Origin of the sequence: Stenotrophomonas hibiscicola ATCC 19867, from assembly GCF_000382065.1 — a bacterium.
Classification (GTDB): Bacteria; Pseudomonadota; Gammaproteobacteria; order Xanthomonadales; family Xanthomonadaceae; genus Stenotrophomonas; species Stenotrophomonas hibiscicola.
On sequence record NZ_KB907500.1, the window covers coordinates 61,760 to 84,298 of the forward strand.

Sequence of the window (22,539 nt, forward strand, 5' to 3'; positions counted from 1 at the left end):
GCGACGATGTTGGCGCCGTCAGGCCGCGCTTCGCCCGTGTTGCATCACCGACGGCGATTGCAGCCCACGCAGGCTGCCCGCCACCGATGGCATCAACGGCCGCTCGCGGCGCTTGCTGTTGACGTGACGCCGATAGTTGGCTGGCGTCATGCCCACGATGCGTAGAAACAACCTGCGGAAAGCACTCTGGTCAGCGTAGCCGACGCCCCAGGCCACCTCGTCGATGCCTGCTCCCTGCTGCAACAGGGTCTGGGCCTTGGCGATGCGCAGCCGTTGGCAGTATTCGATCGGCCGCAGGCCGGTGGCCTTGAGGAACCGCCGCTGCAGCGTGCGCGGCTCCAGCCCGGAAACCTCGCAGATCGCGGCAAGCGTGGCGCCGCGTGCGGCCGTGGTGTGCAGCCAGCGCTGCGCCTTCAACACATCACGATCGCCATGTGCGAAGTTGGCACTGAAGCGTTCAAGATCCTGCTGGATCGTGGCGGGCACGGTGATGCCCAGTTGCTGCGCGACCGCGCTGGCCACGCCCTGCCCATGCAGCCGGTACAGCAGGCGCAGCCCCAGGAAGCGCCAGGCCTGGACCCCACCGACCGTCAGCAGGTCGCCGTCATCCACCAGTGCCCGCTCGCTCGGCACCCAGCTCGCTGCCTGCGCCAGCAGGCCTGGATGGCGCCCCAGATCGGGGCCACTGACCGTGCGTCCCGCCAGCAACCCTGCCCGTGCGAGCACGCTGACGCCATCACTGGCAGCGGCCAGCAGGCTGCCGCCGTCGTAGTGTGCGCGCAGCCAGTCCAGCAGGACCTCGTCCGCGCGCAGGCACGCGCCGGCACTGATCTGGCCGGGAACCGCAATCACGGCCGGAATGGCCGCATCAAGCATTTCCGCACCGGCAATACGATGCACACCGGTCTGGCTGGCCGGCACGATCCAGCGGGTGACCAGCACCCGCTTGAACGGCCGACGCTGCTGCTGGGCCAGGCGATTGGCAACGTGCGCCATTTCGGCCAGAACGGAGGCGGCGGACGGATCACCTCCGGGGTACTCGACCACCGCGATCTCGACGAATCCTTCGTTCCTGAATCCTTCCACAGCCCCTCCTCGCTTCGTTGCAGGCCATCGAACGGCCGGTTCAGGCGAAGGGTAGGAACTGGGCCAGCGGCGGGGCTATGAAGAAAGTTGCAAAGTGCCCTGAATGCGCGCCCCCGGACCCAGCCTTGACTCTCGACCAGACTCCATCCTTCAAAATGACCGGCAGCATCCGCAGGAATCCGCCATGAACATTGGACAACTGGCCCGCCAGGCGGGCGTGCCGATCGATACGGTGCGCTACTACGAACGGCAGCAGCTGCTGCCGACCGCTGCCCGCTCGGCGGGCGGTTACCGCATCTTCGGCGAGCAGGACCTGCGCCGGCTGCGATTCATCCGCCGCGCCAAGGCACTGGGCTTCAGCCTGGAAGAGATCGGCGATCTGCTCGCACTGAGCGATCACCACTCACAGGACATGGCCAGCGTGCGCGATACCGCGCAGGCACGCCTGCAGGACATCTCACAGCGAATGACGGAGCTGCAACGCATGCACACCGCACTTTCGCAGCTGGTCGACGCCTGCCCCGGCCACGGCACACTGGACCAGTGCCCAATCCTGGCGGCGCTGACCGACGACGCTGCGCAGGCGACAGCGGACTGATATCGGCGTCGCAACGCGCGTGAAGAAAAGTGCAACAAATGCTTGCCAACCCCCTGGGGCGAGGCTATTATTTCGCTCCTCAGCGACGTGGGGCCATAGCTCAGCTGGGAGAGCGCCTGCATGGCATGCAGGAGGTCAGCGGTTCGATCCCGCTTGGCTCCACCAATCTTTCGGCATTAGGCCGTCGAAAGGTCGCTAAAGAACATTGATGAGAATTGCGTCCCCATCGTCTAGAGGCCTAGGACATCACCCTTTCACGGTGGCGACCGGGGTTCGAATCCCCGTGGGGACGCCACTCATCACGAACAACGAGGACCCGGCCGATAACCGGGTCTTTTTTGTTCACCGCCTACCGGCATTCAGGTTGTGGCGTAGCGGTTCCCCTGCCCCCGTGGCCGCGGTTGAACCGAAACGAAAAAAGCTCGAAAAAAGCTTCCACAAAGGTGAACACGCAGGTATGATAGGCGGCTCGGTAACACGGGGCCATAGCTCAGCTGGGAGAGCGCCTGCATGGCATGCAGGAGGTCAGCGGTTCGATCCCGCTTGGCTCCACCACTTTCGACATTAGGCCGTCGAAGGTTCTACAACTTGAAGTTTTCGTGCGTCCCCATCGTCTAGAGGCCTAGGACATCACCCTTTCACGGTGGCGACCGGGGTTCGAATCCCCGTGGGGACGCCAATTCTTGAAAACCCCGACCCTGGTCGGGGTTTTTCTTTGCCTGTGATTCCTGGGAAGGCCCTGTCCACGCATGGCGTGGATCTACTGCAGGGCCCGGGTAGATCCACGCCATGCGTGGATGCCCTCACCGCCACCCGCCTTCAGAACCGCCGGTACATCCCGATCGATGCAGGCGCGGTGGGAGCGAAACCAAACCGCGCGTACAAACGGTGCGCTTCGCCATCTGCCAGAAGGCTGACATATGCCGATGGCGGCAGGTTGGCCTGCATCCAACCATCCAGGCGACGCATCACCTCCTTGCCCAGGCCCTGCCCCTGCAGGCGCGGCAACACGGCGATATCGCAGACCTGCAGGTGGCAGCCGCCATCGCCGACGATGCGTCCCATCGCCACCAGCTCGTTGCCCTGGTAGGCACACACGCCATACAGGGTATTGGGCAGCGCGCGTGCCGCCGCCTCCTGGCTCTTGGCACTGAGGCCCGCCAGTACACGCAGCTGGCAATAGTCTTCAACCGTGGGCACGGCGTCGCGGAACTGGCAGGCGACGGAATCATTCATGCGCAATCTCCCTGTAGGTCGGGCTATCCTGCCTTATCCATGTCGCAGCCGCTGCGACCCACGCCCGCAGAGTTCCCATGTGCTACTCCGCCCTGATCCGCGCCGACTACGCCAAGCTGGTGCGCGAATTCGGTGCCATCCTGTCGCTGGAAGAGTTCGCCGAGCTGTACGCGCACGATCCCGGCAAGAAGCGACCGAAGACCCCAAAGGCCATGGACGACGGCTTTGCCGGCGCGCGCACCGAGCAGGGCCGCGATATCGTCGCGAAAATCCAGCAGTGGCATGCGCAGGAACGGCAGCAACTGGAAGCGGAACTGGCCCGCCAGCGCGAGCGACGCGATATCGCCAATGCCACGCTGGCGACCCGCCCCACCCAGAAAGCCCGCAACGACCTGCGCGTGGCCGGCAACCGCATCGGCCGCGCGCAAGCCCGACTGGAAGACCTGCACCGGGTGCAGCTGCTGCCACGCGACAACCGCATCTTTCCCGGCACCTATGCACCGGTCATGGTCAGCGATGGCGGCAAACGCGTGATCAAGCCGATGCGCTACCAATGCCGGCTGCCGGACAAGACGGCGCGCAACGATGTCCTGTACCCCGGCACCTACAACGCCAGGCGCGACAGCCTGGAAGGCTATTGGCGCGGTGCGTTTGGCCTGCGCCACGGCGTCGTGGTGGTGCAGGCGTTCTATGAGCACGTCCCACGCCATGCCATCGCCGGCCGGATGCTGGGTGCCGACGAGAAGGAACAGGACGTGGTGCTCGAGTTCCGCCCCGATCCGCCACGTGACCTGCTGCTGGCCTGCCTTTGGGCGGAATGGGAGGGACCGGAAGGCCGCCTGCTCTCGTTCGCCACGATCACCGACACCCCGCCACGCGATGTCGCCGCCGCAGGTCACGATCGCGGCGTGATACCGATCCGCAGGGAGCATCTGGATGCGTGGCTCAATCCCGATCCGGACAACCTGGCCGGGCAGTACCGCGTCCTCGACGACCGCGAGGACATCCGCTACGTGTACGAGGAGGCCGGCTGAAGCGCCGTTCTCACGCCGTTGCGCTGGAACGACCCACCGCACGGGCCAGCGCCCTGGTCAGATCCGCCGACAGATACGGCTTGACCAGCAGTACTCCGGCCAGCATCGACTCGGGCAGCTGCTCAGCCAGCATTCCGGTGGCGAGCACGAATGGTACGCCGCGCGCCGACAATGCTGCCGCCACTGGCTCGCTGGTCTCGTTGCGGGCCAGGCGATAGTCCAGCAGGGCCACATCCGGGGCCGAGTCTTCCAGCATGCGCAATGCTTCAGCCACGCTCGCCGTCAACCCGACCACGGTCGCGCCGGCATGCACCAGCTGCATCTGCAGCAAGGCTGCGCTCATCTCGTCGTTCTCGACCACCAGCACCCTCAGGTCCTGCAACACTGTCATCCGGCACCGCTCCTGCAGGCATTCAAGCCGGCGCAGTATAGCCACCACAGAGCCGATGCCGACAGGAAGCGCCCCGATTGGCCTTGCCTCTATGAAAGCCCTGCCGACCTCGGTTACACTCGCACGCTGCCTGCCGGTGTGGCGGAATGGTATACGCAGCTGACTCAAAATCAGCCGGGGGTAACCCCATGAAGGTTCGAGTCCTTTCACCGGCACCACTGCATCAAAGGCCAGGTCCCTGACCTGGCCTTCTGCATTTCCAGTGCCGGGCGCCGGAACTGGGATCGATGCCAACGCCCGCCCTGCCCTCGCTCCCCGAGATCCCGACCGCACGGCTGCGTCCACCTCACGCGGATGACACGACGCCCTGGTCGCGCTGCTTCTCACTCTGCCGGGCGTGGCCAAGCGCGGCTGCACCCTCGACCGCGTGGGGACACCCGTGCCTTCTGGATGAACGCCCGCGGCACAGGCTCCGCGCCAACACAGAGGAACGCAACTGCGACTTCCGGCAAGTATTTAAATAGACACAGCGCACACTTTTCTTGCAAGCCTCACGTGCTTCTGCCTATCGTGATCCCAGCCGGAGCTGGGGGTGGGGGAATGCATGACGTTGCGTACGGCGCTGTTTTTTCTGGTTACGCACGCGCTCGTCATTGCCTTTATCGGCCCGCAGGACCCGGTCGGCTCATACCTGATGCTGATCACCGCACCGCTGCTGGCTGCACTGGCCTGCGTGCGGCGTGCACGTGACAGCCACCAGGCCGTCTGCAAATGGCGGACGCTGGGCGCGGCCGTGGGCCTGTTCTCTCTCGCGCTGCTGGCCCTGCTGCACCGCAATGTGGCCGGCCTCGCCCCTGCGCAGATGACCGCCTCAACACTGATCCTGTACGTGTTCTACCGGATCCCCTTGACCTACGTCGCTGCAAGCCCGGGTGGCGGGAACCGCTACGTCCGTGCGGTGGACCTCGGGATCATTGCCCTGCTTTGGCTACTGTACTACCTGCATGCGCGGACCATCGCGCCGCTGAACACCGCCTTGTGGACGCAGTGCCTGAACACCATGAGCGGCGTGCAGAACAGCCTGGTGTTCTGCTTCGCACTGATCCGTTTCCTGGCCGAGGACGATCCGGACCGCCGCGATTTTTTCCGGACGCTGACGATCTACGCGCTGGGCTACTTCCTGCTGGCCTTCTACATCAATACCTATCAGCCGCAGGTGCCCGACGGCAGTTGGGGCGACCTGCTGATCAGTGGACTGTTCGTGCTGCTGGCCACCCTGGCGGGCAGCCATCGTCGCTACCCGACAGTGGAGGTATCCCGCAGCCTGCGGCGCATCATCGATGCCGGCGTACCATTGATGCTGCCATTGCTGCTGATGCTGGTGGCGCTTCTGGTCGCGCGCGTGCAGCCGACCCTGGCCACGGTCGGCTTCATCGGCTCCCTGCTCGGCTATGCCCTGCGCAGCGTGCTGAGCCAGGTGGAGATCCAGCGCCAGCGCGACGAGCTGGAAAAACTGGCACGCCGTGATCCACTGACCGGCCTGGGCAACCGACGCAGCTTCGATGAATCGCTTGGCGCGGCCCACCGCCGCGCGCGGCGCCAAGGTCTGGGCCTGGCCGTTCTCATGATCGATATCGACCACTTCAAACGCCTCAATGACACCTATGGCCACCCGGAAGGAGATCAGCGCCTGCAGTCGGTCGCCGCCATTCTTGATGGCTGCCTGCAACGGGGTGACGATCTGCTGGCCCGCTATGGCGGCGAGGAGTTCATCGCTGCCCTGCCCTCGCCCGATGCCGCCCACGCCATGGCCCTGGGCGAGCGGGTCCGCGCTTCGGTCGAAGCGGCTGCCCTGCCCGCCCCCGAGGCCACCGTCACCATCAGCGTCGGCGTGGCGTGGCAGGCACCGGGCGAAGAGCACGATCCGCGCGACCTGGTCGAACGCGCCGACCAGGCCCTGTATCGGGCCAAACGCGCCGGGCGCAACCGCGTATATGGCGACGCAGATACTACGGAAGACAGATGCAACCGCCGGGCCTAGACGGCGTGCAGCGACGCCGCTCCCTGCCGCTGCCCTGCCGCGCCCTGCACGCGGAAGCTGGCCACGGTCTGCAGCAGCTGCGCCGACTGTTCTTCCATGCTGCGTGCCGCCGCCGATGCCTCCTCGACCAACGCGGCATTCTGCTGGGTGCCCTGGTCAATCAGATCGACGGCCTGGTTCATCTGCTGGATATCGTCGCTCTGCTGCTGCGCGGCCGTGCTGATTTCGCTCATCAGGTCACTGACCCGGCGCACGTTTGTCACAATCTCATCCATGGTGCGGCCCGCGCTCTCGACCTGCGCGGTACCGGCGCCGACATTGGCCACCGACGCATCGATCAGGTGCTTGATCTCCTTGGCTGCGCTGGCCGAACGCTGCGACAGCTCACGGATCTCGGTGGCAACCACGGCGAAGCCACGACCATGTTCACCGGCGCGCGCGGCCTCCACCGCTGCGTTCAGCGCAAGAATGTTGGTCTGGAAGGCGATGCCGTCGATCACCCCGATGATGTCGACGATGCGCCGCGATGAGGCATTGATCACCGCCATCGTCTCGACCACCTCATGCACCACATTGCCGCCCCGTGCGGCGACATCGGCTGCCCCACCGGCCAGCTGGCTGGCCTGGCGGGCATTGGTTGCGGTGCGCTGCACCGTCTCGGCAAGACCCTTCATCGACACCGCAGTCTCCTCCAGCGAGGCCGCCTGCTGCTCGGTGCGCTGCGACAGGTCGCTGTTGCCCTGCGCGATTTCAGTCGCACCCACGGCGATGGTGTCGGCCGCGAACTTGATCTGGCCGATGATCGCGGCCATCGCCTCCACCAGCGAATTCACGCCTTCGCACAACTCGGCAATCGGCCCGCTCTTGTCGGCGGTGGCTACGCGCTGGGTCAGGTCACCCAGCTTGGCGGCAGCCACCACCTCTCGGGTCTGCGCCACGGCGCGCTGCATGGCCTGGTTCTCGTGCACCTGCGCGGTGATGTCGGCGGCATACTTCACGACCTTGAACGGCTTTCCGTTGAGGTCCAGGATGGGGTTGTAGGAAGCCTGGATCCAGACCTCGCGCCCGTCCTTGCCCAGGCGCCGATACTGCCCCGCATCATATTCGCCGCGCCCAAGTTTCTCCCAGAACTGGCGATATTCCACGCTGCTGCGATGCCCGGGCTCGACAAACAACGAATGGTGCTGCCCGCGCACTTCGTCCAGGCTGTAGCCGGTCACCGCCAGGAATTTGTCATTGGCCGACAGGATGCGGCCATCCATGCTGAACTCGATCACCGCCTGAGACTTGGCGATCGCCGCAAGTTGCCCCGCCGAGTCGGCCGCCTGCAGCTTCTGCTGGGTGATGTCGGTCGCGAACTTGACCACCTTGTAGGGCCGCCCCTGCCGATCCAGCACCGGGTTGTACGAGGCCTGGATCCAGATCTCGCGCTGGCCCTTGCCGAACCGGCGGTACTGCCCGGCGTCGTATTCGCCGCGCCCCAAGCGCGCCCAGAAGTCGCGGTATTCAGCGCTGCGCGCCTGCTCGGGGTCGACGAACAGGGAATGATGCCCGCCCTGGATCTCCTCCAGCCGGTACCCCATCGCCTGCAGGAAATTGTCATTGGCCTGCAGGATGGTGCCGTCGAGCGCGAACTCGATGACGGCCTGCACGCGATGCAGCGCGGCCACCTGCGCTTCCAGCTCGGTGCGGTCGGTCACCGCCTTCTCTGTGCGGGTGCGTTGCTGTGGCGCCAGTACGCCAAGCAGCGCACGCCACGGCGACCAACGGGTATGCAGCTCGGCCGGCGCCTGCGCGCCCGCCGTGAAGCCTGGAATGAGCATTGTCTGATCCTCGGTGTCCGGTAAGCGGTTGTGACCCGACGGGCGGGATGCCCGGCGGCAACATCAGTTGCCAGGGACTACAGGTGCCAACCGGCACCTCTCGAGCGACTGCCAAGAACGTCTGCTGCGGGTGCGATCGGCATCTGGAAGCGGCGGAACACACTGCGCGGACCGCCCATCGGGGGCAGTCTGGGGTCCTGCGGCGGGTGACTGGAGCGGGATCCAGAGGGAGTATCGGCGATGCCGTCGGCCGCTTTAGCGGGATTCCGCGACGTCCGTCGCAACTCCGTCCATTACAGGCGGAATGCGGTGGACAATTGCCGTGTACTTCACACCTTTCTCACGTGCCTCCGCCTTCACACCGAGGCATTGGGCCAATGAACGGCTGGACCGGATCCGTTCCGCCACCGGTTGGCGGAACGCTGTACAGCGCAGGCGCCGGGAGGCAGCCGACCACATCGCCGACAGAAGGATGCAGCTCAAGGAAAAAAGGTTTACATGACCGATGCGGGGTTCGCCCGCAGGGGAAAACGACCAGCATGAAGGTCCCGCAGGATGCTCATCTACATGGAGATCGCATGTCCCCTCGCTTTGCCAGCCTTCTTCTCCTGGCCCTATGCAGCAGCAATGCGCTGGCCACCGGCACCGCCTATCGACCGGCCTTCCACCCGGACCAGCTGAAGGGACCGCCCGCAGGACGCCCGAACGAAGTGCTGGTGCTGGGCAGCCCACACCTGTCCAGCCTGCCGGAGACCTTCACGCCGGCGATGCTGGAACCTCTGCTGCAGCGCCTGGAAGCCTGGCGGCCCACCGCGATCGCAGTGGAGAACCTGTCCGGCCTGCAGTGTGACTTCATGCGCCGCAATCCGGCCCGATACGCGGAGAGCGTCGCGGACTACTGCGTCGATCCGGCACCGGCGCAGGCCGCCACCGGTCTGGACGTGCCCAGCGCCAACGTGGAAATCGAACGCCTGCTTGCAGATTGGCCCAAGGCGCCAAGCGCTGCCCAGCGACGTCGCTTGGCCGCAGTCTTCCTGGCTGCGGGCGAGAGCAGCTCGGCAGTCGTCCAATGGCTGCGGCTGCCCCGGGAAGAGCGCCGTGCGGCCGACAGCCTGACTCCGGAGCTGGTGCAATTCCTCGACACGCGCATGACCCGCCGCAACGAGGCCGTCCTGGTGGCCGGCGTGCTTGCCGCACGCCTCGGACTGGAGCGCCTGTGGTCGGTGGACGACCACACTGCGGATTCGCCCACACCGGAATCGCAGCAGAAGGCCTACGCTGCCGCCATACGCGGCGCCTGGGACAACGCCTTCGTCAAAGCACGCAGGGCGGCTGATGAACGGCTCGGAGCCAATCTTGTTCAACCGGAAGGATTGCTCGCGATGTATCGCGCCTACAACGCACCCGAGACCGCGATGGTGGCGTTCAACAGCGACTTCGGCGCGACGCTTGTCGAACCCTCACCGGAAGGCTTCGGCCGCAACTACCTGGGCTACTGGGAAACCCGTAACCTGCGCATGGTCGCCAACATGCGCGACGTGCTCGGCCAGCATCCAGGCACCCGCATGCTGACCATCGTCGGCGCGTCACACAAGGGCTATTACGAGGCTTACCTCAACCTGATGCATGACGTGCAGCTGGTCAGTTCGGATGAAGTACTGCGCTGACGCAACTGCGCATGGGGGATGCGGTAACCATCCACCGCATCACTCCACCGCGTTCCTGCCCGCCCGCCACAGCATGATGCTGGCGGCACCGATGCAGGACAGCGTGAACACCAGCAAGGCGACCGCGCCGCCCTGCAGCACCGGCAACAGGGCCTGCGCGTGCAGGTCGCCGCGCAGCTGTTCCGCACGCAGGCAGGCGGCCAGGGCCAGGCACCAGCCGACCATTGCCGGGGCGTAGGCACGCAGCGTCACCGGGTTGCAGACATTCATGGGACCACCTGTAGGAGGGGAAGTACGCGGAGTATTCGCGCACGCCCTCTCACAGGTTGAGATCAGCCCTCGGTCGGATCGATGTCGCCGCCCGGCAGCTCACTCGCCTCGCCCTGTACCTGCACGTTGTTGCGGCCCATTGCCTTGGCCCGGTAGCACTGGGCATCGGCCGCCGCCACGGCCTGGTCGACGCTCATCCCGCCCGTCAAGGGCGCGATGCCGATGCTGGCGCCCACATGCAGGCGGTCCTGGTCCCACGGAATCGACAGCGACGCCAGGGTGTGCAGCAGCTCGCCGCCAATGCGCGCTGCACGACGCGGCGTGCAACCGGACAGGATCACCGCGAACTCATCGCCACCCAGCCGCGCCACCACATCCGAATCCCGCACGCCGTGGCGCAGCACGCTGGCCACCGCCCACAGCACGGCGTCACCGGCCAGATGGCCCCAGGTGTCGTTGACCGGCTTGAAGCGGTCCAGGTCGATATACATCAGCGAGGCGGCCTGGCCGGTACGCTCCACGCGGGTGATCGCCTGCTGCAGATGCACCTCGAAGCCACGACGGTTGCTCAGCTCGGTCAGCGGATCGATCTCGGCCAGGTGGCGGGCTTCGCGCTGCCGCGCCCGCTGCTGGGTGTCGTCGCGCAGCACCCACACCGCGCCGCGCACATGGCCCTCGTCATCGCGCAGCCAGGCGCGGGTCAGATCGACCGGGATCGTGGCCGTGCCCAGGCGCAGCAGAAGGTCGGCATGCAGGTCCACCGCATTGCTTTCCGGGTCCAGCAGCACGGATACATCAAGCACCGAGCCGGGCGCGTATTCGGTGGTCAGCGCCAGTACGTCCTGCACGTTGTGCCCTGCCAGCGACAGCGCGCCATCACCGGCGAGAGTGCGGACAGCAGCGGCGTTGGCGTAATCGATACGACCGTCCAGACTGACGCTGAGCACCAGATCGGCCACGGCATCGAGGGTGATGCGGCTGCGCTGCTCGCTCTCGAACAGGCGCTGTTCGCTGCTGCGCTGGGCGCTGATGTCCTGGATCTGCGACACGAAATGCAGCGGCTCGCCATGCTCGTTGCGCACCAGCGAGACCGACAGCCGCGCCCAGATCACCTTGCCGTCGCGATCGAGATAGCGCTTTTCCAGGTGATAGTGACTGCGCCGCCCGGCCAGCAGATCCTGCACCAGGGCCAGGTCGGCCTGCAGGTCATCGGGGTGGGTCAGGCGTTGGAAATCAACCTGCAGCAGTTCCTCGCGGGGGTAGCCCAGGATCCGGCACAGGGCGTCATTGACGTCCAGCCAGCGCCCCTCCAGCGACACCAGCGCCATGCCCAGCGCCGCCGACGTGAACGCACCAGCGAATTTCTCCGCCGCCAGGCGTGCTTCGGCACGTGCCTGCAGGATCTCGGTGATGTCGATGGACATGCCGACGTAGCCGATGCGCGCGCCGCCGGCACCATCCATGCGGCTGATCGACAGGCGCACCTGGCGTGGCTGGCCGTCCTTGCGCCGCAATGTCCATTGCCTTGAATAGGTCTGCGCATCGGCACGGGCGCTGAGGGCTTCAAACGCGCCCGGCAGGCGTCCGTCCGCAGCCGCCAGCGGGCGCAGCCATGCCGCCAACTCGTCCGGATCGTGGAAATCACCCAGTCGCCGCTGTCCGACCACTTCCTCCGCGCTGTATCCCAGCAGGCGTTGCGCACCGGTATTGAACAGGGTAATGGTGCCTTCGGTATCGGTCGCGATCACCGCCACCTCGTCGGACGCATCGACCACGGCCTGCAGCCGCTGCCGGCTTTCGGCGGCGTCCTGCCGCGCCTGCTGCAGCTCGGTCACGTCGGCATGCGCACCGGCCATCCACAGCGGTCGTCCCTGCCCATCCCATTCGAACACGCGGCCACGGTCGTGGATCCATATCCACTGGCCGTTCCTGTGGCGCATGCGGAGCAGGCAGACATAGTTGTCGCTGCGGCCTTCAAAATGATCCTCAAGTGCCGCGTCGGACAGGACGATGTCATCGGGATGGACCAGCTTCAGGAACGTCTTCTGGCACACCGGCTCCAGCTCTTCCAGGCGATAACCGACGATCTCCGCCCAGCGCGCATTGACCCGCATCTCGCCGGTCTGCACGTTCCACTCCCAGGTGCCGGCGGCGGTGCCGTCAATGATCATCGCCAGGCGACGACGCTCTTCGGCCAGCGCCTGCAGGCGCCGCTCCAGCAACCCGTTGCCGTTGGTTCCCTGGCCGGCCATCAACCCGTACCCCGGCCCGCACAGGGAGGCAGCGGCCGCAGCGCGACGCTGCAGACCTCAACGAAGACGACGGGTCCTGCTGGCGTCATGGCCCTCCCCAGCAACAGCGGGGTGGCCGGACGCCTCCCCTCAAGCGCAAGTGTGCGCAATCACGGGGAAAATCGACAAGTCCCCCGCCACGAATCAAGCGTGACGGGGAACACGGTCCTCAACTGCGCTTGGCGCGGGCGAAGGCCTCGGCCAGGGCGTTGTTGGCCGGGGGCGCGGACGCGGCGGGACGGCCGCCATTGCCCTGGCCCCGGTTCGGCCCGCGGTTCTGGCCGCCTGCATCGCGGCGCGGACCCTGCCCATGGCCGCGCTCATCACGCTGGCCCGGGCGGCTGGTGGCTTGGCCGGGGGTATCGTCCAGGCGCCGGGTCAGGGCGATGCGCTTGCGCGCCACGTCCACCTCCAGCACCTTCACCTTGACGATATCGCCGGCCTTGACCACGTCGCGCGGGTCCTTCACGAACGTATCGGACAGGGCCGAAATGTGGATCAGGCCATCCTGGTGCACACCGATATCGACGAAGGCACCAAAGGCCGCCACGTTGCTTACCACACCCTCGAGCACCATGCCCTCGCGCAGATCCTTGATGTCCTCGACGCCCTCGGCGAAGCGTGCCGCCTTGAACTCGGGGCGTGGGTCTCGGCCCGGCTTCTCCAGTTCCTTGAGGATGTCACGCACGGTCGGCACGCCGAAGGTGGCATCGGTGAACTGCTCGGCCTTCAGGCCACGCAGGAAGCTGCCATCACCGATCAGCGCCTTGATCGGGCGTGCAGTGCTGGCCACAATGCGCTCGACCACCGGGTAGGCCTCGGGGTGTACCGCCGAAGCATCCAGCGGCTCATCACCGTCGGCAATGCGCAGGAAGCCCGCGCACTGTTCAAAGGTCTTCTCGCCCAGGCGCGCCACCTTCAGCAGGTCCTTGCGGCGCTTGAACGGGCCGTTCGCATCACGGTGGCGCACGATGTTCTCGGCCACCGTGGCCGACAGGCCGGACACCCGCGACAACAGTGCAGCCGAAGCGGTGTTCACGTACACGCCCACCGCGTTCACGCAGTCCTCCACGCGGGCATCCAGCGCGCGCGCCAGACGGTACTGGTCCACATCGTGCTGGTACTGGCCGACACCGATGGCCTTGGGTTCGATCTTCACCAGTTCGGCCAGCGGGTCCTGCAGGCGGCGGGCGATCGACACCGCCCCACGTAGCGACACGTCCAGCTCCGGGAACTCCCTGGCCGCGAACTCGGACGCCGAGTACACCGACGCGCCGGCCTCGCTGACCACCACCTTCTGCAGCTTCGGGTTGCCAGCGGCCTTGATCGCTTCGCCGGCCAGCTTGTCGGTTTCACGGCTGGCGGTGCCGTTGCCGATCGCGATCAGTTCCACGTTGTGCTTGGCGCACAGCTGCTTGATCGTCTGCAGCGACTGCTCCCACTGGCGACGCGGCTCGTGCGGGTAGATGGTGTCGGTGGCCACCAGCTTGCCGGTGGCATCGACCACGGCGATCTTGCAGCCGGTGCGGATGCCCGGGTCCAGTCCGAGCACGGTCTTCGGGCCGGCGGGTGCCGCCAGCAACAGGTCCTTCAGGTTGTCGCCGAACACCGCGATGGCCTCGGCTTCGGCCTTCTCGCGGGCCTGGTTGAACAGGTCCAGCAGCAGGTGCGTGTGCAGCTTGGCGCGCCAGGTGAGCCGGCAGGCGTCCAGCAGCCAGCGGTCGGCGGCGCGGCCCTGGTCGGCGATGCCGGCCCTGCGCGCCACGCGCCCTTCGGCGTACTGGTGGCCGGCCTCGGCATCACTGCCGGGGTCCAGCTCCAGGAACAGGATCTCCTCGCGGCGCGCGCGAAACAGCGCCAGCAGCCGGTGCGAGGGAATCTTCGCCAACGACTCGGCGTGATCGAAGTAATCGCGGTACTTGGCGCCTTCGGTTTCCTTGCCCTCGGCCACGCGCGCGCGGATCACGCCGGTTTCGCCCAGCCAGGTGCGCAGTTCGCCGACCAGCGCGGCGTCTTCACCCCAGCGCTCCATCAGGATCGCGCGCGCACCTTCCAGCGCAGCCTTGGTGTCGGCCACGCCTTTGTCGGCATTGACGAAGCTGGCCGCAAAGCTCTGCGGGTCCTGCGTCGGGTCGGCCAGCAGGCCATCGGCCAGCGGCTCCAGCCCCGCCTCGCGGGCGATCTGGGCGCGGGTACGGCGCTTGGGCTTGTACGGCAGGTACAGGTCTTCCAGACGGCTCTTGGTATCGGCGGCCAGGATGTCGTTGCGCAGTTCGTCGCTGAGCTTGCCCTGTTCGCCGATGCTGGCCAGCACCGCTGCGCGACGGTCCTCCAGCTCGCGCAGGTAGGTCAGGCGCACTTCCAGGTTGCGCAGCTGGGTGTCGTCCAGGCCGCCGGTCACTTCCTTGCGGTAGCGCGCGATGAACGGAACGCTGGCGCCCTCGTCGAGCAGGCCGACGGCGGCGCGCACCTGGGCGGACTGGGCACCGATCTCGTCGGCGATGGTCTGGGCGATCTGCTGGGCGAGCGCGCTCTGGGCGTTCTTGGCGTCGTGCATTGCTTCAGGTCTGTGCCGCATTACGGGAAGACCCCATTCTGGCAACCCGCGACGGAGCCGGACAAGGCATTGACAGGGCGCAAGGTTCAGCGGCGTAGCCGGATTGGACGCCGGCATCCTGGCAAAGCGCGGGCCCGGACTGGCCCTGGGCTGGGATGCCGGCGCGGGCGCGCGATGGTGGGCGCGCCCTGCCGCGTGTTACGAAGGTCAGCGGTAGTGGCGGGCGGCGCGCTGCATGACGATCTCGTCACGCATGCCTTCCAGGGCCATCAGGCGGACCTTGCCGACACCCTGCAGTTCCATGAACCGCTCCGTGTAGAACTCCGGCCCCAGCGCGGTGTCGGCGCGGGATTTGCTGAAGCCATAGGGCACCACGCCCTTCTCGCCATCCTTGCTACCACCGACATAAAGAACGATTGCCATGTGATGTATTCCTCCAAATTGCTACTGCGTACTGCACTCGATGAGCGATGCTGCGAGCTCATCAAGGGAGAGCTTACCGCGTCGAACCTGACTGGAACGTCACGAAGGCTAATGACGATCGGTTGCATGCAGATGACGGCGGAATCGCATCAGAATGCTTACGGATCTTTAACTTTCGGCTAACGAATCAGTACGGGATTCCCGCCAACGGCGCAGCCCCTCGTGGGTGGTTTGGTTGGTCGCGGAAAGCCGGTTTCCTGTGGGCTGGCCGGGAGGGTGGGTAGGCCGGGGACACCGTGAACCCATCCATGGGGGCTTGGCCGCGGCATCCATGCCGCGGACACCCCGCCCTACCCACCCTCCCGGCCGCTGACAGATTCCTGGTGCCTGCCGCCACCCACGGAGAATAAAAAGAAGATCAAAAGCAGAAGCAGCCGGGCTGGCCGCTTTTTTGTTGTAGAGCCGAGCCTGCGCTCGGCTTCGCGAGCTGGCCTGAAAGCAGCCGAGCGTGGGCTCGGCTCTACACGAGCGCAGCGCGCGACCCGCTTTTGCTGTTCTTTTTCTTTTCCGTGGCTGGACGCGGCCGGGAACTGTCAGCGGCCGGGCGGGATGGGTTCGCGGGACCGTTGGCGCCATGGATGGCGCCATCGAGCCCCCATGGATGGGTTTACGGCGTGTCCCGCGAACCCATCCCGCCCGGCCCAATCGCATGAAACGTATTCCGCGACCAAGCCACGAGGGGCTGCGCCGTTGGCTGGAAACTACGGCCACCAGCCACGCCCGAACCGGGCGAAATGATCGGCCGCCCGTTCAAACGGGTTGCGCGCACTCACCCCGCCGCACAGCAGGTATACCGGCAGGTACAGCGGGCCCAGCACCATGTACTGGTACACGTGCGCACGTTCGTGATCATCCAGCCGGATCAGCGGTTCCACGCCCCACCCCGCCTGATGCGCATAGGTGCGGCAGGAAATGCCCAGGTCATGGCCGGTATGCAGGATCACGTTCCCCAGCGTGATCGCCCCGCCCGGCCCCCACGGCCAGCGGTCGAACACCAGCGCACAGTCGCGCGCGCTCCAACGCAATGACGCGCCGCCGAGCATACCGGCCAGGCCGCCAATCAGGCCGAGCAGCGAATTGGGCAACGTCCATGCTGCGCCCAGCATCTGCAGCGCACGCAGCCACAGCGGCCAGGGTCGAGCGGCCGTGTTCAATCGGCCTCGTTCGGCATCAGCAGCCACAGGATCAGGTAGATCAGAATGCCGGGGAAGGCGGCCGAGCCAATCGATATCAGCACGAACACGATCCGCACCAGCGTGGCGTTCCAGCCGAAGCGGTGGGCGATGCCGCCCATCACGCCGGCGATCATGCGATCGTTCAATGAGCGCGACAGCGTCTTGGGCGTGGTGTTCATGGCAGCGGCTCCGGGAAACGGACAAGGCAGTCGAGCATGGCTGGACTCTACACCGCCCCGATGTCTACGGCGTGCGGTGGCGCAGGGCCTGCAGGCGTGCGCCGAACCAGGTGGCTGCGGTCTGTTCAGGCTGACCCGGGCACTGGATGCGGTAAGGCTTGCCGCTCATGCTGCTCTGGCTGGCGGCGCGCTCGATGAACTGCTCGGCGCTGTCCACCATGTCCTTCTTCAGCAGGTAGTCGTACTTGCGCTGCAGATGGGCGCGCGCATCGCTGCCGTCGTACCAGCTGCCATTGCGCTGGAACCGGCACTGCGAGCCGTCCAGGCTGGCGATCAACTGGGCGATCTCCCGCCGTGCATCCGCACTGGGTGCGGCCTGGGCAAGTGGCGCTGCCAGCAGTACCGCAAGAATCAGCAAAATCCGGTACGTCATCATCCCTCCAAGTCAGTCGAGCAGGGCCCGACTCTACGGGTCGCGCGCCTTCAGCCAGCCATCGATCGTGGCCGGCACTTCGCGCTGCGCGCGGCCGGACACGTAGATACCAATATGGCCACCGCGGAAACTGGACTCGGTGTAGTCATCCGTACCCAGGCGCCCGCGCATCGCGCGCGAGGCGTCCGGTGGCACCAGATGGTCCTGCTCGGCGTAGATGTTCAACACCGGCAGCGTCACCTGCGACAGATCCACCGCTTCGTCGCCGATCCGTACCGTGCCCTTCATCAGGCCATTGGCCTGGTAGAACTGCTTGATGAAATCGCGGAACGCCTCGCCCGCCAGGTCCGGCGAATCGAAGATCCACTTTTCCATGCGCAGGAAGTCCTCCAGCGCCGCCTTGTCATCGAGGATGTCGAGCAGGCCGACGTACTTCTGCACGTTCAGGCGGAATGGCTTGAGCATCAGGTAGCTGGCATTCATCAGGTCGGCCGGGATGTTGCCCAGCGTGTCGACCAGCAGGTCCACGTCCACCTGCCGCGCCCAGTGCGAGAGCATGTTGTCGGCGGTCTGGAAATCGACCGGGGTGACCATGGTGATCAGCTTGCCCAGCTTCTGCCGGCGCAGCGCCGCGTAGCACAGCGCGAACACGCCACCCTGGCAGATGCCGAGCAGGTCGACCGGGCTACCACTGCGCGCACGCAGCGCATCCACCGCGCCGTCGATGTAGCGCAGCAGGTAGTCCTCCAGGGTCTGGAAGCGCTCCGAGCGATCCGGGTAGCCCCAGTCCAGCACGTAGACGTCCTGACCCAGCGCCAACAGCTTCTGCACCAGGGAGCGGTCGGCCTGCAGGTCGACCATGTACGGCCGGTTGACCAGCGCGTACACGATCAGCAGTGGCGTGCGCCGGGTCGGCGCCTGTTCGCCGACGAAGCGGTACAGCACCACCTTGCCGTCGCGCCAGACTTCCTCGCGCGCGGTCACGCCATAGTCCACGTCTTCCACCTGCGGCAGCAGCTTCAGCCCCTCCATCAGCTTGCGCTGCATGGCCAGGGTCTCCTGCATCAGGTCATCGGCGTTGAAGCCCAACGGTCCCTTCATCGGTCACTCGCCCGTGAGGAGGTGCGAGATTGGGGCTTTTTCGCAGCCGCCTTTTTTGCAGGCGCCTTCGTTGCCGGTGCGGTCTTCTTCGCGGCCTTGCGCGCGGCAGGCTTCACTTTTGCCGGCGCCGGCTGCGCAACCGGATCGACCGCAGCGGTTCCGGCCTGCACTGCCACCTGCGCCTGCAGGCGGCGCAGGCTGCGCTCCAGCTCGGCGATGCGGCGGTGTGCGGCATCCATCTCGCTGCGGGTCGGCAGGCCGATACGTTCACTCATCTGTTCCACCTCGCGCTGCAGGCCGGCACGCAGACGCATCTGCGCGTTGCCCAGCGAGGCGTACACCTGCTGGAACGGTTCGGACATGGCGACCTTGGCGTAGGCCTCCTCGGCCACTTCGATCCACAGGTCGAACATCGCGCGGGCGCTGGTCAGCTGGCTGCCCGGCTGTTCGTGCTCGGCCAGGCGCTGCTCGAACAACGCAAAGGCCTCGTCCAGTGCCCGCTTGATCAGGTCGACATAGGCGCGCGAATGCTGCTGGTATTCTTCCTGCGCACGCAGCAGGGCCTGCCAGCGCGCCTGGTGCTCGCGGCCGGGGCCGAATGCCGGGCTCTGCAGCCATGGGCCCGCCTGCAGCTGGAACTGCTGCAGCCATGCGGCGAATTCGGGCACGGCGGCGCCGGCGTGGGTGCTGCCACGGGCCCCTTGCAGCATCCATTGCAGCATGCCATCGCCCTGCCCCTGCACCGCCTCACGCCAGGCCTGGGCCACATCGGCACTGCTGGCGTCGCGGCCGGCAAACCGAGCGGCGACCTCTTGCATGGTGCCGTACCAGCTCCCGGCCTGTTCGCGGAACCGGCGCACGGCATCTTCCGGCGCGCCGGGCGCCTGTTCGGGCAACAGCTGGCCCCACCAGTCGAACAGGCGCTGCCAGCTGCCCGGGTCGTCGCCCGCCGGTGCGCCGGGCGTGCCCGCGTGGCGCAGGGCATCGCCCCAGGCGCCGAAGTACTGCCGGGCCAGGGTCTCGAAATCACTGCTGCCGGCGTCGTGGGCCGAGCTGGTCATCGCAGGCCTCCGCAGGGCTGGCTCATGGCTTGGGAATGCGCAGGGTCTTGCTGATCATCAGCGACCCGGACAGGGCGAACAGCAGCACCATCGGGTGCAGCTGCCACGGACCGATCTGCCACTGGCCGAACCAGATGTTCTGGCCGATGGCATCGGTACCGGCGGCGATCGCCAGCACGATCACCAGCACCAGGCTGGTCGGGATAGGGGTGCCTTCAAAATACGTGACCTTGCCCTCGTCGCCGGTCATTGCCTCGGCGGTGACGTTGTAGCGAGCCAGGCGGCTGACGCCACAGCAGACGAAATAGCTCAGCACCAGCCAGTCCCAGCCGCCCTGCATGCCACATGCATAGGCCAGCGCCGCCGGCGCGACGCCGAACGAGATCACGTCGGACAGCGAATCCAGCTCGCGCCCCAGTGTGGAGCTGGACTTGCGCCAGCGCGCGATGCGGCCATCGAGGGCGTCGAAGATGAAGGCCAGCGGTATCAGCGCCATGCCGAACAGCAGGTAGCCGCGCTCGCCGTCCTGCAGGAAGCGCATTGCGGCAAACACCGCACCGGTGCCGCAGAAAGCATTGGCCAAGGTGAACCAGTCGGCCAGCTGAAATTCGCGCAGCATCGAGAAGTGACGTTTCATGGGGTCTCACGGAGCATCGAGGCCCACAGGTTACCGCGAGCGCCGCTGCCGGCGACAGCGCCGGCAGGCCGCGGCCTTCACCGTTCCCTCACACGCCCTCACCGGCGGTGAATTTTTCGCCACCCATCTTGACAGCCTAGGGGGGTGGCGCCTGTCGCGGCTTATCCACAAAGTTGCCCACGCGTAATCCACACCCCCTGTGGACAACCAGATCTCACCGACTGCGACGCTGGACATTTCCTCATCACCCTGCAGCGGGGTTTCCCTACTTCCCAAGCCGCAAGGTCAGCGCTATGGTCATCGGCGGACCCGCCGCCGCCACGTCCGAATCTCTTCGATGGACGACGACGATGCTGGATGCTTCCACCCTGGCCGCGCAGCTGCGGCAGCCCCATGGTGACGCCGCACTGGCGGTGGCCGACTCGATGAACCGCAGCAACAGCGCCCTGAACCTGGCCGCGATCGGGCTGCTGGCGGTGGCGGCCGGCGAACGCATCCTGGAGGTCGGCCCGGGCAATGCGGGCTTCGCGCCGCTGATGCTGCAGGCCACCGGCAGCCACTATCTGGGCATCGAGCTGTCCACCGCCATGGTCGAGGCCGGCAACCAGCGGCTGGCCAGCGCCGGGTTGGCCGAGCGTGCGGCGATGCGGCACGGCGACGCCCATGCGCTGCCGGTCGCCGATGCCGCGATGGATGCCGCGCTGGCGGTCAACACCCTGTACTTCTGGCCGAACCTGGCCCCGGTGCTGGATGAGCTGGCGCGGGTACTGCGCCGGGGCGGCCGCCTGTGCCTGGCCTTTGGCGACGCCAGCTTCATGCGCAGCCTGCCATTCGCTGCCGACTTCCAACTGCATGAGCTGGATGTGGTGGAGCTCGCACTGCGGGTATCGGGCTTCCGTGTCTCGGCCTGGCGCAGCCACCGGGAATCCGCGGCCGGCAATGACGGCCAGACCCGCGAAAAGCACTTCCACCTGCTGTTGGCACAGCGGCGCTGAAGCTGCCCGCCTGACCGAGTGGTAGAGCCGGCCCCTGGCCGACTGCCCCGGCCATTCCGGATTGCCGGCAAGCGGCCGGCACTACCCAGCCTGCACCCGCCTCCAGCGAGCAAAACAGAGCACCTGCATCACCAGCATGGCCAGCAACCCCAGCGGCCACGCCCACCACAGCCCGGCCAGTCCGTGCCGGGACTGCAGCCACATCGCCAGTGGCAGCTCCAGCAGCAATACGGCCACCATGCCCAGCAACGCCGGCAACAACACCGTGCCACCGCCTCGCATCACTCCGACCAGCACCGCACTGCCTCCCATCGCCAGCACGCCCCACACCACGGTGCGCAATTGCTGCGTGGCCAGTTCGCGCACGTCGGTCGCCGCCAGGATCAGGCCAGTCAACCAGGGCGCCAGCGCCACAACCAGCATCACCACCCCGCTCAGTATCGCCAGTCCAAGCAGCACGCCGGTGCGGGCGATGGCGGGCAGCCGTGCCGTACGTCCCGCCCCCAGCGCATGCGCGGCGAGGATGGTGGCGGTGATGCCCAGCGACATCGCAGGCAGCTGCACCCAGCTCATCAACTGATTGACCGCGCCGTAGGCGGCCGTGGCGGTATAGCCGTGGCGATTGATCCAGCCCAGCAGCACGATCTCGGCCACGGCCAGACTGAGCATCTGCAGCGAGGACGGTACGCCGATGCGTAGCATCGGACGGATGAGTGCTCCATCGAAACGGATCGCTCGCAGCAACTCATGCCCCGGTGCCAACGGGTGCCCCATCCGCTGCCACCGCCACATCAGCCAGGCCAGGGCCAGCAGCGAGGCGAGCGCCGCCGAGACTGCCGCACTGGCTGCGCCCAGCTGCGGCAGGCCGGCCCAGCCCAGGATCAGCAGCGGCGTGCACAGCAGGCCGACCACCGTGGCCAGCAGCAGCGCATGCAGCGGCGTCTTCGCATCGCCCACCGCGCGGCTCACCGCAGTGGCCAGCCACAGCAGGAAGAACACCGGTACCGCCAGCAGCAGGATACGGGCATAGACGATGGATTCGCCGAGGATCGGGGCCGGCGTACCGAGTGCCACCAGCAGCTCTGGAGCGAAACCGCCGCCCACGACCATCACCAGCACCGACATGAGCAGGATCAGCGCCACCGCGCTGCCAGCCACAGCGCGCGCCTGCTGCGGCCGGCCCGCGCCCCAGGCCTGGCCGATCAGCACCATCGCACCGGTCGCCAGGCCCATTACCAGGGCCAACAGCAGGAAGAAGACCGGGAAGAACGCTGCGGCGGCAGCCACCGCCTGCGTCCCCAGCAGATGGCCGAGGTAGATGTTGTCCAGCGTGCCTGCGGCAAGCTGCAGTGCATTGGTCATCAGCATGGGCAGCAGCAGGGCCAGGTAGGTGCGCGACAGAGGCGGCGCGACCAGGGGCGTGGGATGTACAGGGGGGGGCATGGGACTCTCTGGGCAAGGGCTGCCCTGCCCGGCGTTTC

20 protein-coding genes and 5 tRNA genes are annotated in these 22,539 nt (G+C 66.7%); 10 read left to right on the plus strand and 15 right to left on the minus strand.

Translation table 11 applies throughout. The features are described from left to right. Positions 1–18 precede the first annotated feature (18 nt). A complete protein-coding gene (locus G370_RS0108715) occupies positions 19–1,086 on the minus strand; it encodes a GlxA family transcriptional regulator (RefSeq protein ID WP_019660248.1) in 1,068 nt (355 codons plus the stop codon). A gap of 184 nt (positions 1,087–1,270) precedes the next feature. Here G370_RS0108715 and G370_RS0108720 point away from each other — a divergent pair, with 184 nt between their 5' ends. The 5 genes from G370_RS0108720 (at position 1,271) to G370_RS0108740 (ending at position 2,363) form a co-directional block, all read left to right on the plus strand. After that, entirely contained in the window at positions 1,271–1,684 is a 414-nt protein-coding gene (locus G370_RS0108720) for a heavy metal-responsive transcriptional regulator (protein WP_019660249.1), read from the plus strand. An 89-nt stretch (positions 1,685–1,773) separates the two neighbouring features. Then, positions 1,774–1,849: transfer RNA gene (locus G370_RS0108725), tRNA-Ala, on the plus strand. Between the two features lie 54 nt (positions 1,850–1,903). Then, a tRNA-Glu gene (locus tag G370_RS0108730) sits at positions 1,904–1,979 on the plus strand. Between the two features lie 184 nt (positions 1,980–2,163). Continuing rightward, positions 2,164–2,239 (plus strand) — tRNA-Ala (locus G370_RS0108735). 48 nt (positions 2,240–2,287) lie between these two features. After that, a tRNA-Glu gene (locus G370_RS0108740) sits at positions 2,288–2,363 on the plus strand. Between the two features lie 140 nt (positions 2,364–2,503). On the opposite strand, the gene G370_RS0108745 is transcribed toward G370_RS0108740, so the two are convergent. Next, the gene (locus G370_RS0108745; protein WP_019660250.1) at positions 2,504–2,920 is read right to left on the minus strand and encodes a GNAT family N-acetyltransferase; all 417 of its coding nucleotides are present in this window, start codon (positions 2,918–2,920) and stop codon (positions 2,504–2,506) included. 77 nt (positions 2,921–2,997) lie between these two features. Between G370_RS0108745 and G370_RS0108750 the strand changes: the two genes are divergently transcribed. Next, entirely contained in the window at positions 2,998–3,954 is a 957-nt protein-coding gene (locus tag G370_RS0108750) for an SOS response-associated peptidase family protein (RefSeq protein WP_019660251.1), read from the plus strand. A 10-nt stretch (positions 3,955–3,964) separates the two neighbouring features. On the opposite strand, the gene G370_RS0108755 is transcribed toward G370_RS0108750, so the two are convergent. Continuing rightward, a complete protein-coding gene (locus G370_RS0108755) occupies positions 3,965–4,345 on the minus strand; it encodes a response regulator (protein WP_019660252.1) in 381 nt (126 codons plus the stop codon). 132 nt (positions 4,346–4,477) lie between these two features. Here G370_RS0108755 and G370_RS0108760 point away from each other — a divergent pair. Together G370_RS0108760 and G370_RS0108765 are read left to right on the plus strand one after the other, a co-directional pair. Continuing rightward, positions 4,478–4,563: transfer RNA gene (locus G370_RS0108760), tRNA-Leu, on the plus strand. 386 nt (positions 4,564–4,949) lie between these two features. Then, on the plus strand, positions 4,950–6,386 hold the full coding sequence (locus G370_RS0108765) for a GGDEF domain-containing protein (RefSeq protein WP_019660253.1): 1,437 nt from the start codon (positions 4,950–4,952) through the stop codon (positions 6,384–6,386). Here G370_RS0108765 and G370_RS0108770 read toward each other — a convergent pair. Further along, the gene (locus tag G370_RS0108770) at positions 6,383–8,209 is read right to left on the minus strand and encodes a methyl-accepting chemotaxis protein (RefSeq protein ID WP_019660254.1); all 1,827 of its coding nucleotides are present in this window, start codon (positions 8,207–8,209) and stop codon (positions 6,383–6,385) included. The two genes, G370_RS0108765 and G370_RS0108770, sit on opposite strands and share 4 nt — an antisense overlap. A 578-nt stretch (positions 8,210–8,787) precedes the next feature. On the opposite strand from G370_RS0108770, the gene G370_RS0108775 reads away from it, so the two are divergent. Continuing rightward, positions 8,788–9,876 carry a DUF5694 domain-containing protein gene (locus tag G370_RS0108775; protein ID WP_019660255.1) on the plus strand — a complete coding sequence of 363 codons (1,089 nt, stop codon included), beginning with the start codon at positions 8,788–8,790 and terminating at the stop codon, positions 9,874–9,876. Positions 9,877–9,915: 39 nt separating this feature from the next. Here the strand turns inward: G370_RS0108775 and G370_RS0108780 are convergent, their stop codons facing one another. The 10 genes from G370_RS0108780 to G370_RS0108825 form a co-directional block, all read right to left on the minus strand. After that, on the minus strand, positions 9,916–10,146 hold the full coding sequence (locus G370_RS0108780) for a hypothetical protein (protein ID WP_019660256.1): 231 nt from the start codon (positions 10,144–10,146) through the stop codon (positions 9,916–9,918). A 62-nt stretch (positions 10,147–10,208) separates the two neighbouring features. Then, positions 10,209–12,398 (minus strand): PAS domain S-box protein, encoded by a 2,190-nt coding sequence (locus G370_RS0108785; RefSeq protein ID WP_019660257.1) that lies wholly within the window; start codon positions 12,396–12,398, stop codon positions 10,209–10,211. Positions 12,399–12,606: 208 nt separating this feature from the next. Further along, positions 12,607–14,994 carry a Tex family protein gene (locus G370_RS0108790; protein ID WP_019660258.1) on the minus strand — a complete coding sequence of 796 codons (2,388 nt, stop codon included), beginning with the start codon at positions 14,992–14,994 and terminating at the stop codon, positions 12,607–12,609. 207 nt (positions 14,995–15,201) lie between these two features. Beyond that, positions 15,202–15,417 (minus strand): hypothetical protein, encoded by a 216-nt coding sequence (locus tag G370_RS0108795; protein WP_005410085.1) that lies wholly within the window; start codon positions 15,415–15,417, stop codon positions 15,202–15,204. Positions 15,418–16,178: 761 nt separating this feature from the next. Then, positions 16,179–16,631, minus strand: a complete 453-nt coding sequence (locus G370_RS0108800; RefSeq protein ID WP_019660259.1) for a hypothetical protein — start codon at positions 16,629–16,631, stop codon at positions 16,179–16,181. Beyond that, a complete protein-coding gene (locus G370_RS0108805) occupies positions 16,628–16,831 on the minus strand; it encodes a PspC domain-containing protein (protein ID WP_019660260.1) in 204 nt (67 codons plus the stop codon). Before G370_RS0108805 ends, G370_RS0108800 begins: the two co-directional genes overlap by 4 nt. A gap of 64 nt (positions 16,832–16,895) precedes the next feature. Then, on the minus strand, positions 16,896–17,264 hold the full coding sequence (locus G370_RS0108810; protein ID WP_026347052.1) for a YfeK family protein: 369 nt from the start codon (positions 17,262–17,264) through the stop codon (positions 16,896–16,898). Positions 17,265–17,297: 33 nt separating this feature from the next. Further along, positions 17,298–18,365: a class III poly(R)-hydroxyalkanoic acid synthase subunit PhaC gene (phaC, locus tag G370_RS0108815; protein ID WP_019660262.1), complete on the minus strand. Its 1,068-nt coding sequence runs from the start codon at positions 18,363–18,365 to the stop codon at positions 17,298–17,300. After that, on the minus strand, positions 18,362–19,426 hold the full coding sequence (phaE, locus tag G370_RS0108820) for a class III poly(R)-hydroxyalkanoic acid synthase subunit PhaE (RefSeq protein WP_019660263.1): 1,065 nt from the start codon (positions 19,424–19,426) through the stop codon (positions 18,362–18,364). The genes phaC and phaE overlap by 4 nt, the downstream gene beginning before the upstream one ends. 22 nt (positions 19,427–19,448) lie before the next feature. Then, positions 19,449–20,063, minus strand: coding sequence for a CDP-alcohol phosphatidyltransferase family protein (locus G370_RS0108825; protein WP_019660264.1), 615 nt, complete (start codon positions 20,061–20,063; stop codon positions 19,449–19,451). A gap of 293 nt (positions 20,064–20,356) precedes the next feature. On the opposite strand from G370_RS0108825, the gene G370_RS0108830 reads away from it, so the two are divergent. After that, positions 20,357–21,058, plus strand: a complete 702-nt coding sequence (locus G370_RS0108830) for a class I SAM-dependent methyltransferase (protein WP_019660265.1) — start codon at positions 20,357–20,359, stop codon at positions 21,056–21,058. An 81-nt stretch (positions 21,059–21,139) separates the two neighbouring features. Here G370_RS0108830 and G370_RS0108835 read toward each other — a convergent pair whose 3' ends face one another. Beyond that, positions 21,140–22,501: an MATE family efflux transporter gene (locus G370_RS0108835; protein ID WP_019660266.1), complete on the minus strand. Its 1,362-nt coding sequence runs from the start codon at positions 22,499–22,501 to the stop codon at positions 21,140–21,142. Positions 22,502–22,539: the final 38 nt, after the last annotated feature.

What these genes read in the sequence shown, in the direction of transcription:
- G370_RS0108720 (WP_019660249.1), top strand. Translation starts at nt 1,271, where the DNA reads ATGAACATTGGACAACTGGCCCGCCAGGCGGGCGTGCCGATCGATACG.
- G370_RS0108745 (WP_019660250.1), bottom strand. Translation starts at nt 2,920, where the DNA reads ATGAATGATTCCGTCGCCTGCCAGTTCCGCGACGCCGTGCCCACGGTT.
- G370_RS0108750 (WP_019660251.1), top strand. Translation starts at nt 2,998, where the DNA reads ATGTGCTACTCCGCCCTGATCCGCGCCGACTACGCCAAGCTGGTGCGC.
- G370_RS0108755 (WP_019660252.1), bottom strand. Translation starts at nt 4,345, where the DNA reads ATGACAGTGTTGCAGGACCTGAGGGTGCTGGTGGTCGAGAACGACGAG.
- G370_RS0108765 (WP_019660253.1), top strand. Translation starts at nt 4,950, where the DNA reads ATGACGTTGCGTACGGCGCTGTTTTTTCTGGTTACGCACGCGCTCGTC.
- G370_RS0108770 (WP_019660254.1), bottom strand. Translation starts at nt 8,209, where the DNA reads ATGCTCATTCCAGGCTTCACGGCGGGCGCGCAGGCGCCGGCCGAGCTG.
- G370_RS0108775 (WP_019660255.1), top strand. Translation starts at nt 8,788, where the DNA reads ATGTCCCCTCGCTTTGCCAGCCTTCTTCTCCTGGCCCTATGCAGCAGC.
- G370_RS0108780 (WP_019660256.1), bottom strand. Translation starts at nt 10,146, where the DNA reads ATGAATGTCTGCAACCCGGTGACGCTGCGTGCCTACGCCCCGGCAATG.
- G370_RS0108785 (WP_019660257.1), bottom strand. Translation starts at nt 12,398, where the DNA reads ATGGCCGGCCAGGGAACCAACGGCAACGGGTTGCTGGAGCGGCGCCTG.
- G370_RS0108790 (WP_019660258.1), bottom strand. Translation starts at nt 14,994, where the DNA reads ATGCACGACGCCAAGAACGCCCAGAGCGCGCTCGCCCAGCAGATCGCC.
- G370_RS0108795 (WP_005410085.1), bottom strand. Translation starts at nt 15,417, where the DNA reads ATGGCAATCGTTCTTTATGTCGGTGGTAGCAAGGATGGCGAGAAGGGC.
- G370_RS0108805 (WP_019660260.1), bottom strand. Translation starts at nt 16,831, where the DNA reads ATGAACACCACGCCCAAGACGCTGTCGCGCTCATTGAACGATCGCATG.
- G370_RS0108810 (WP_026347052.1), bottom strand. Translation starts at nt 17,264, where the DNA reads ATGACGTACCGGATTTTGCTGATTCTTGCGGTACTGCTGGCAGCGCCA.
- phaC (WP_019660262.1), bottom strand. Translation starts at nt 18,365, where the DNA reads ATGAAGGGACCGTTGGGCTTCAACGCCGATGACCTGATGCAGGAGACC.
- phaE (WP_019660263.1), bottom strand. Translation starts at nt 19,426, where the DNA reads ATGACCAGCTCGGCCCACGACGCCGGCAGCAGTGATTTCGAGACCCTG.
- G370_RS0108825 (WP_019660264.1), bottom strand. Translation starts at nt 20,063, where the DNA reads ATGAAACGTCACTTCTCGATGCTGCGCGAATTTCAGCTGGCCGACTGG.
- G370_RS0108830 (WP_019660265.1), top strand. Translation starts at nt 20,357, where the DNA reads ATGGTCATCGGCGGACCCGCCGCCGCCACGTCCGAATCTCTTCGATGG.
- G370_RS0108835 (WP_019660266.1), bottom strand. Translation starts at nt 22,501, where the DNA reads ATGCCCCCCCCTGTACATCCCACGCCCCTGGTCGCGCCGCCTCTGTCG.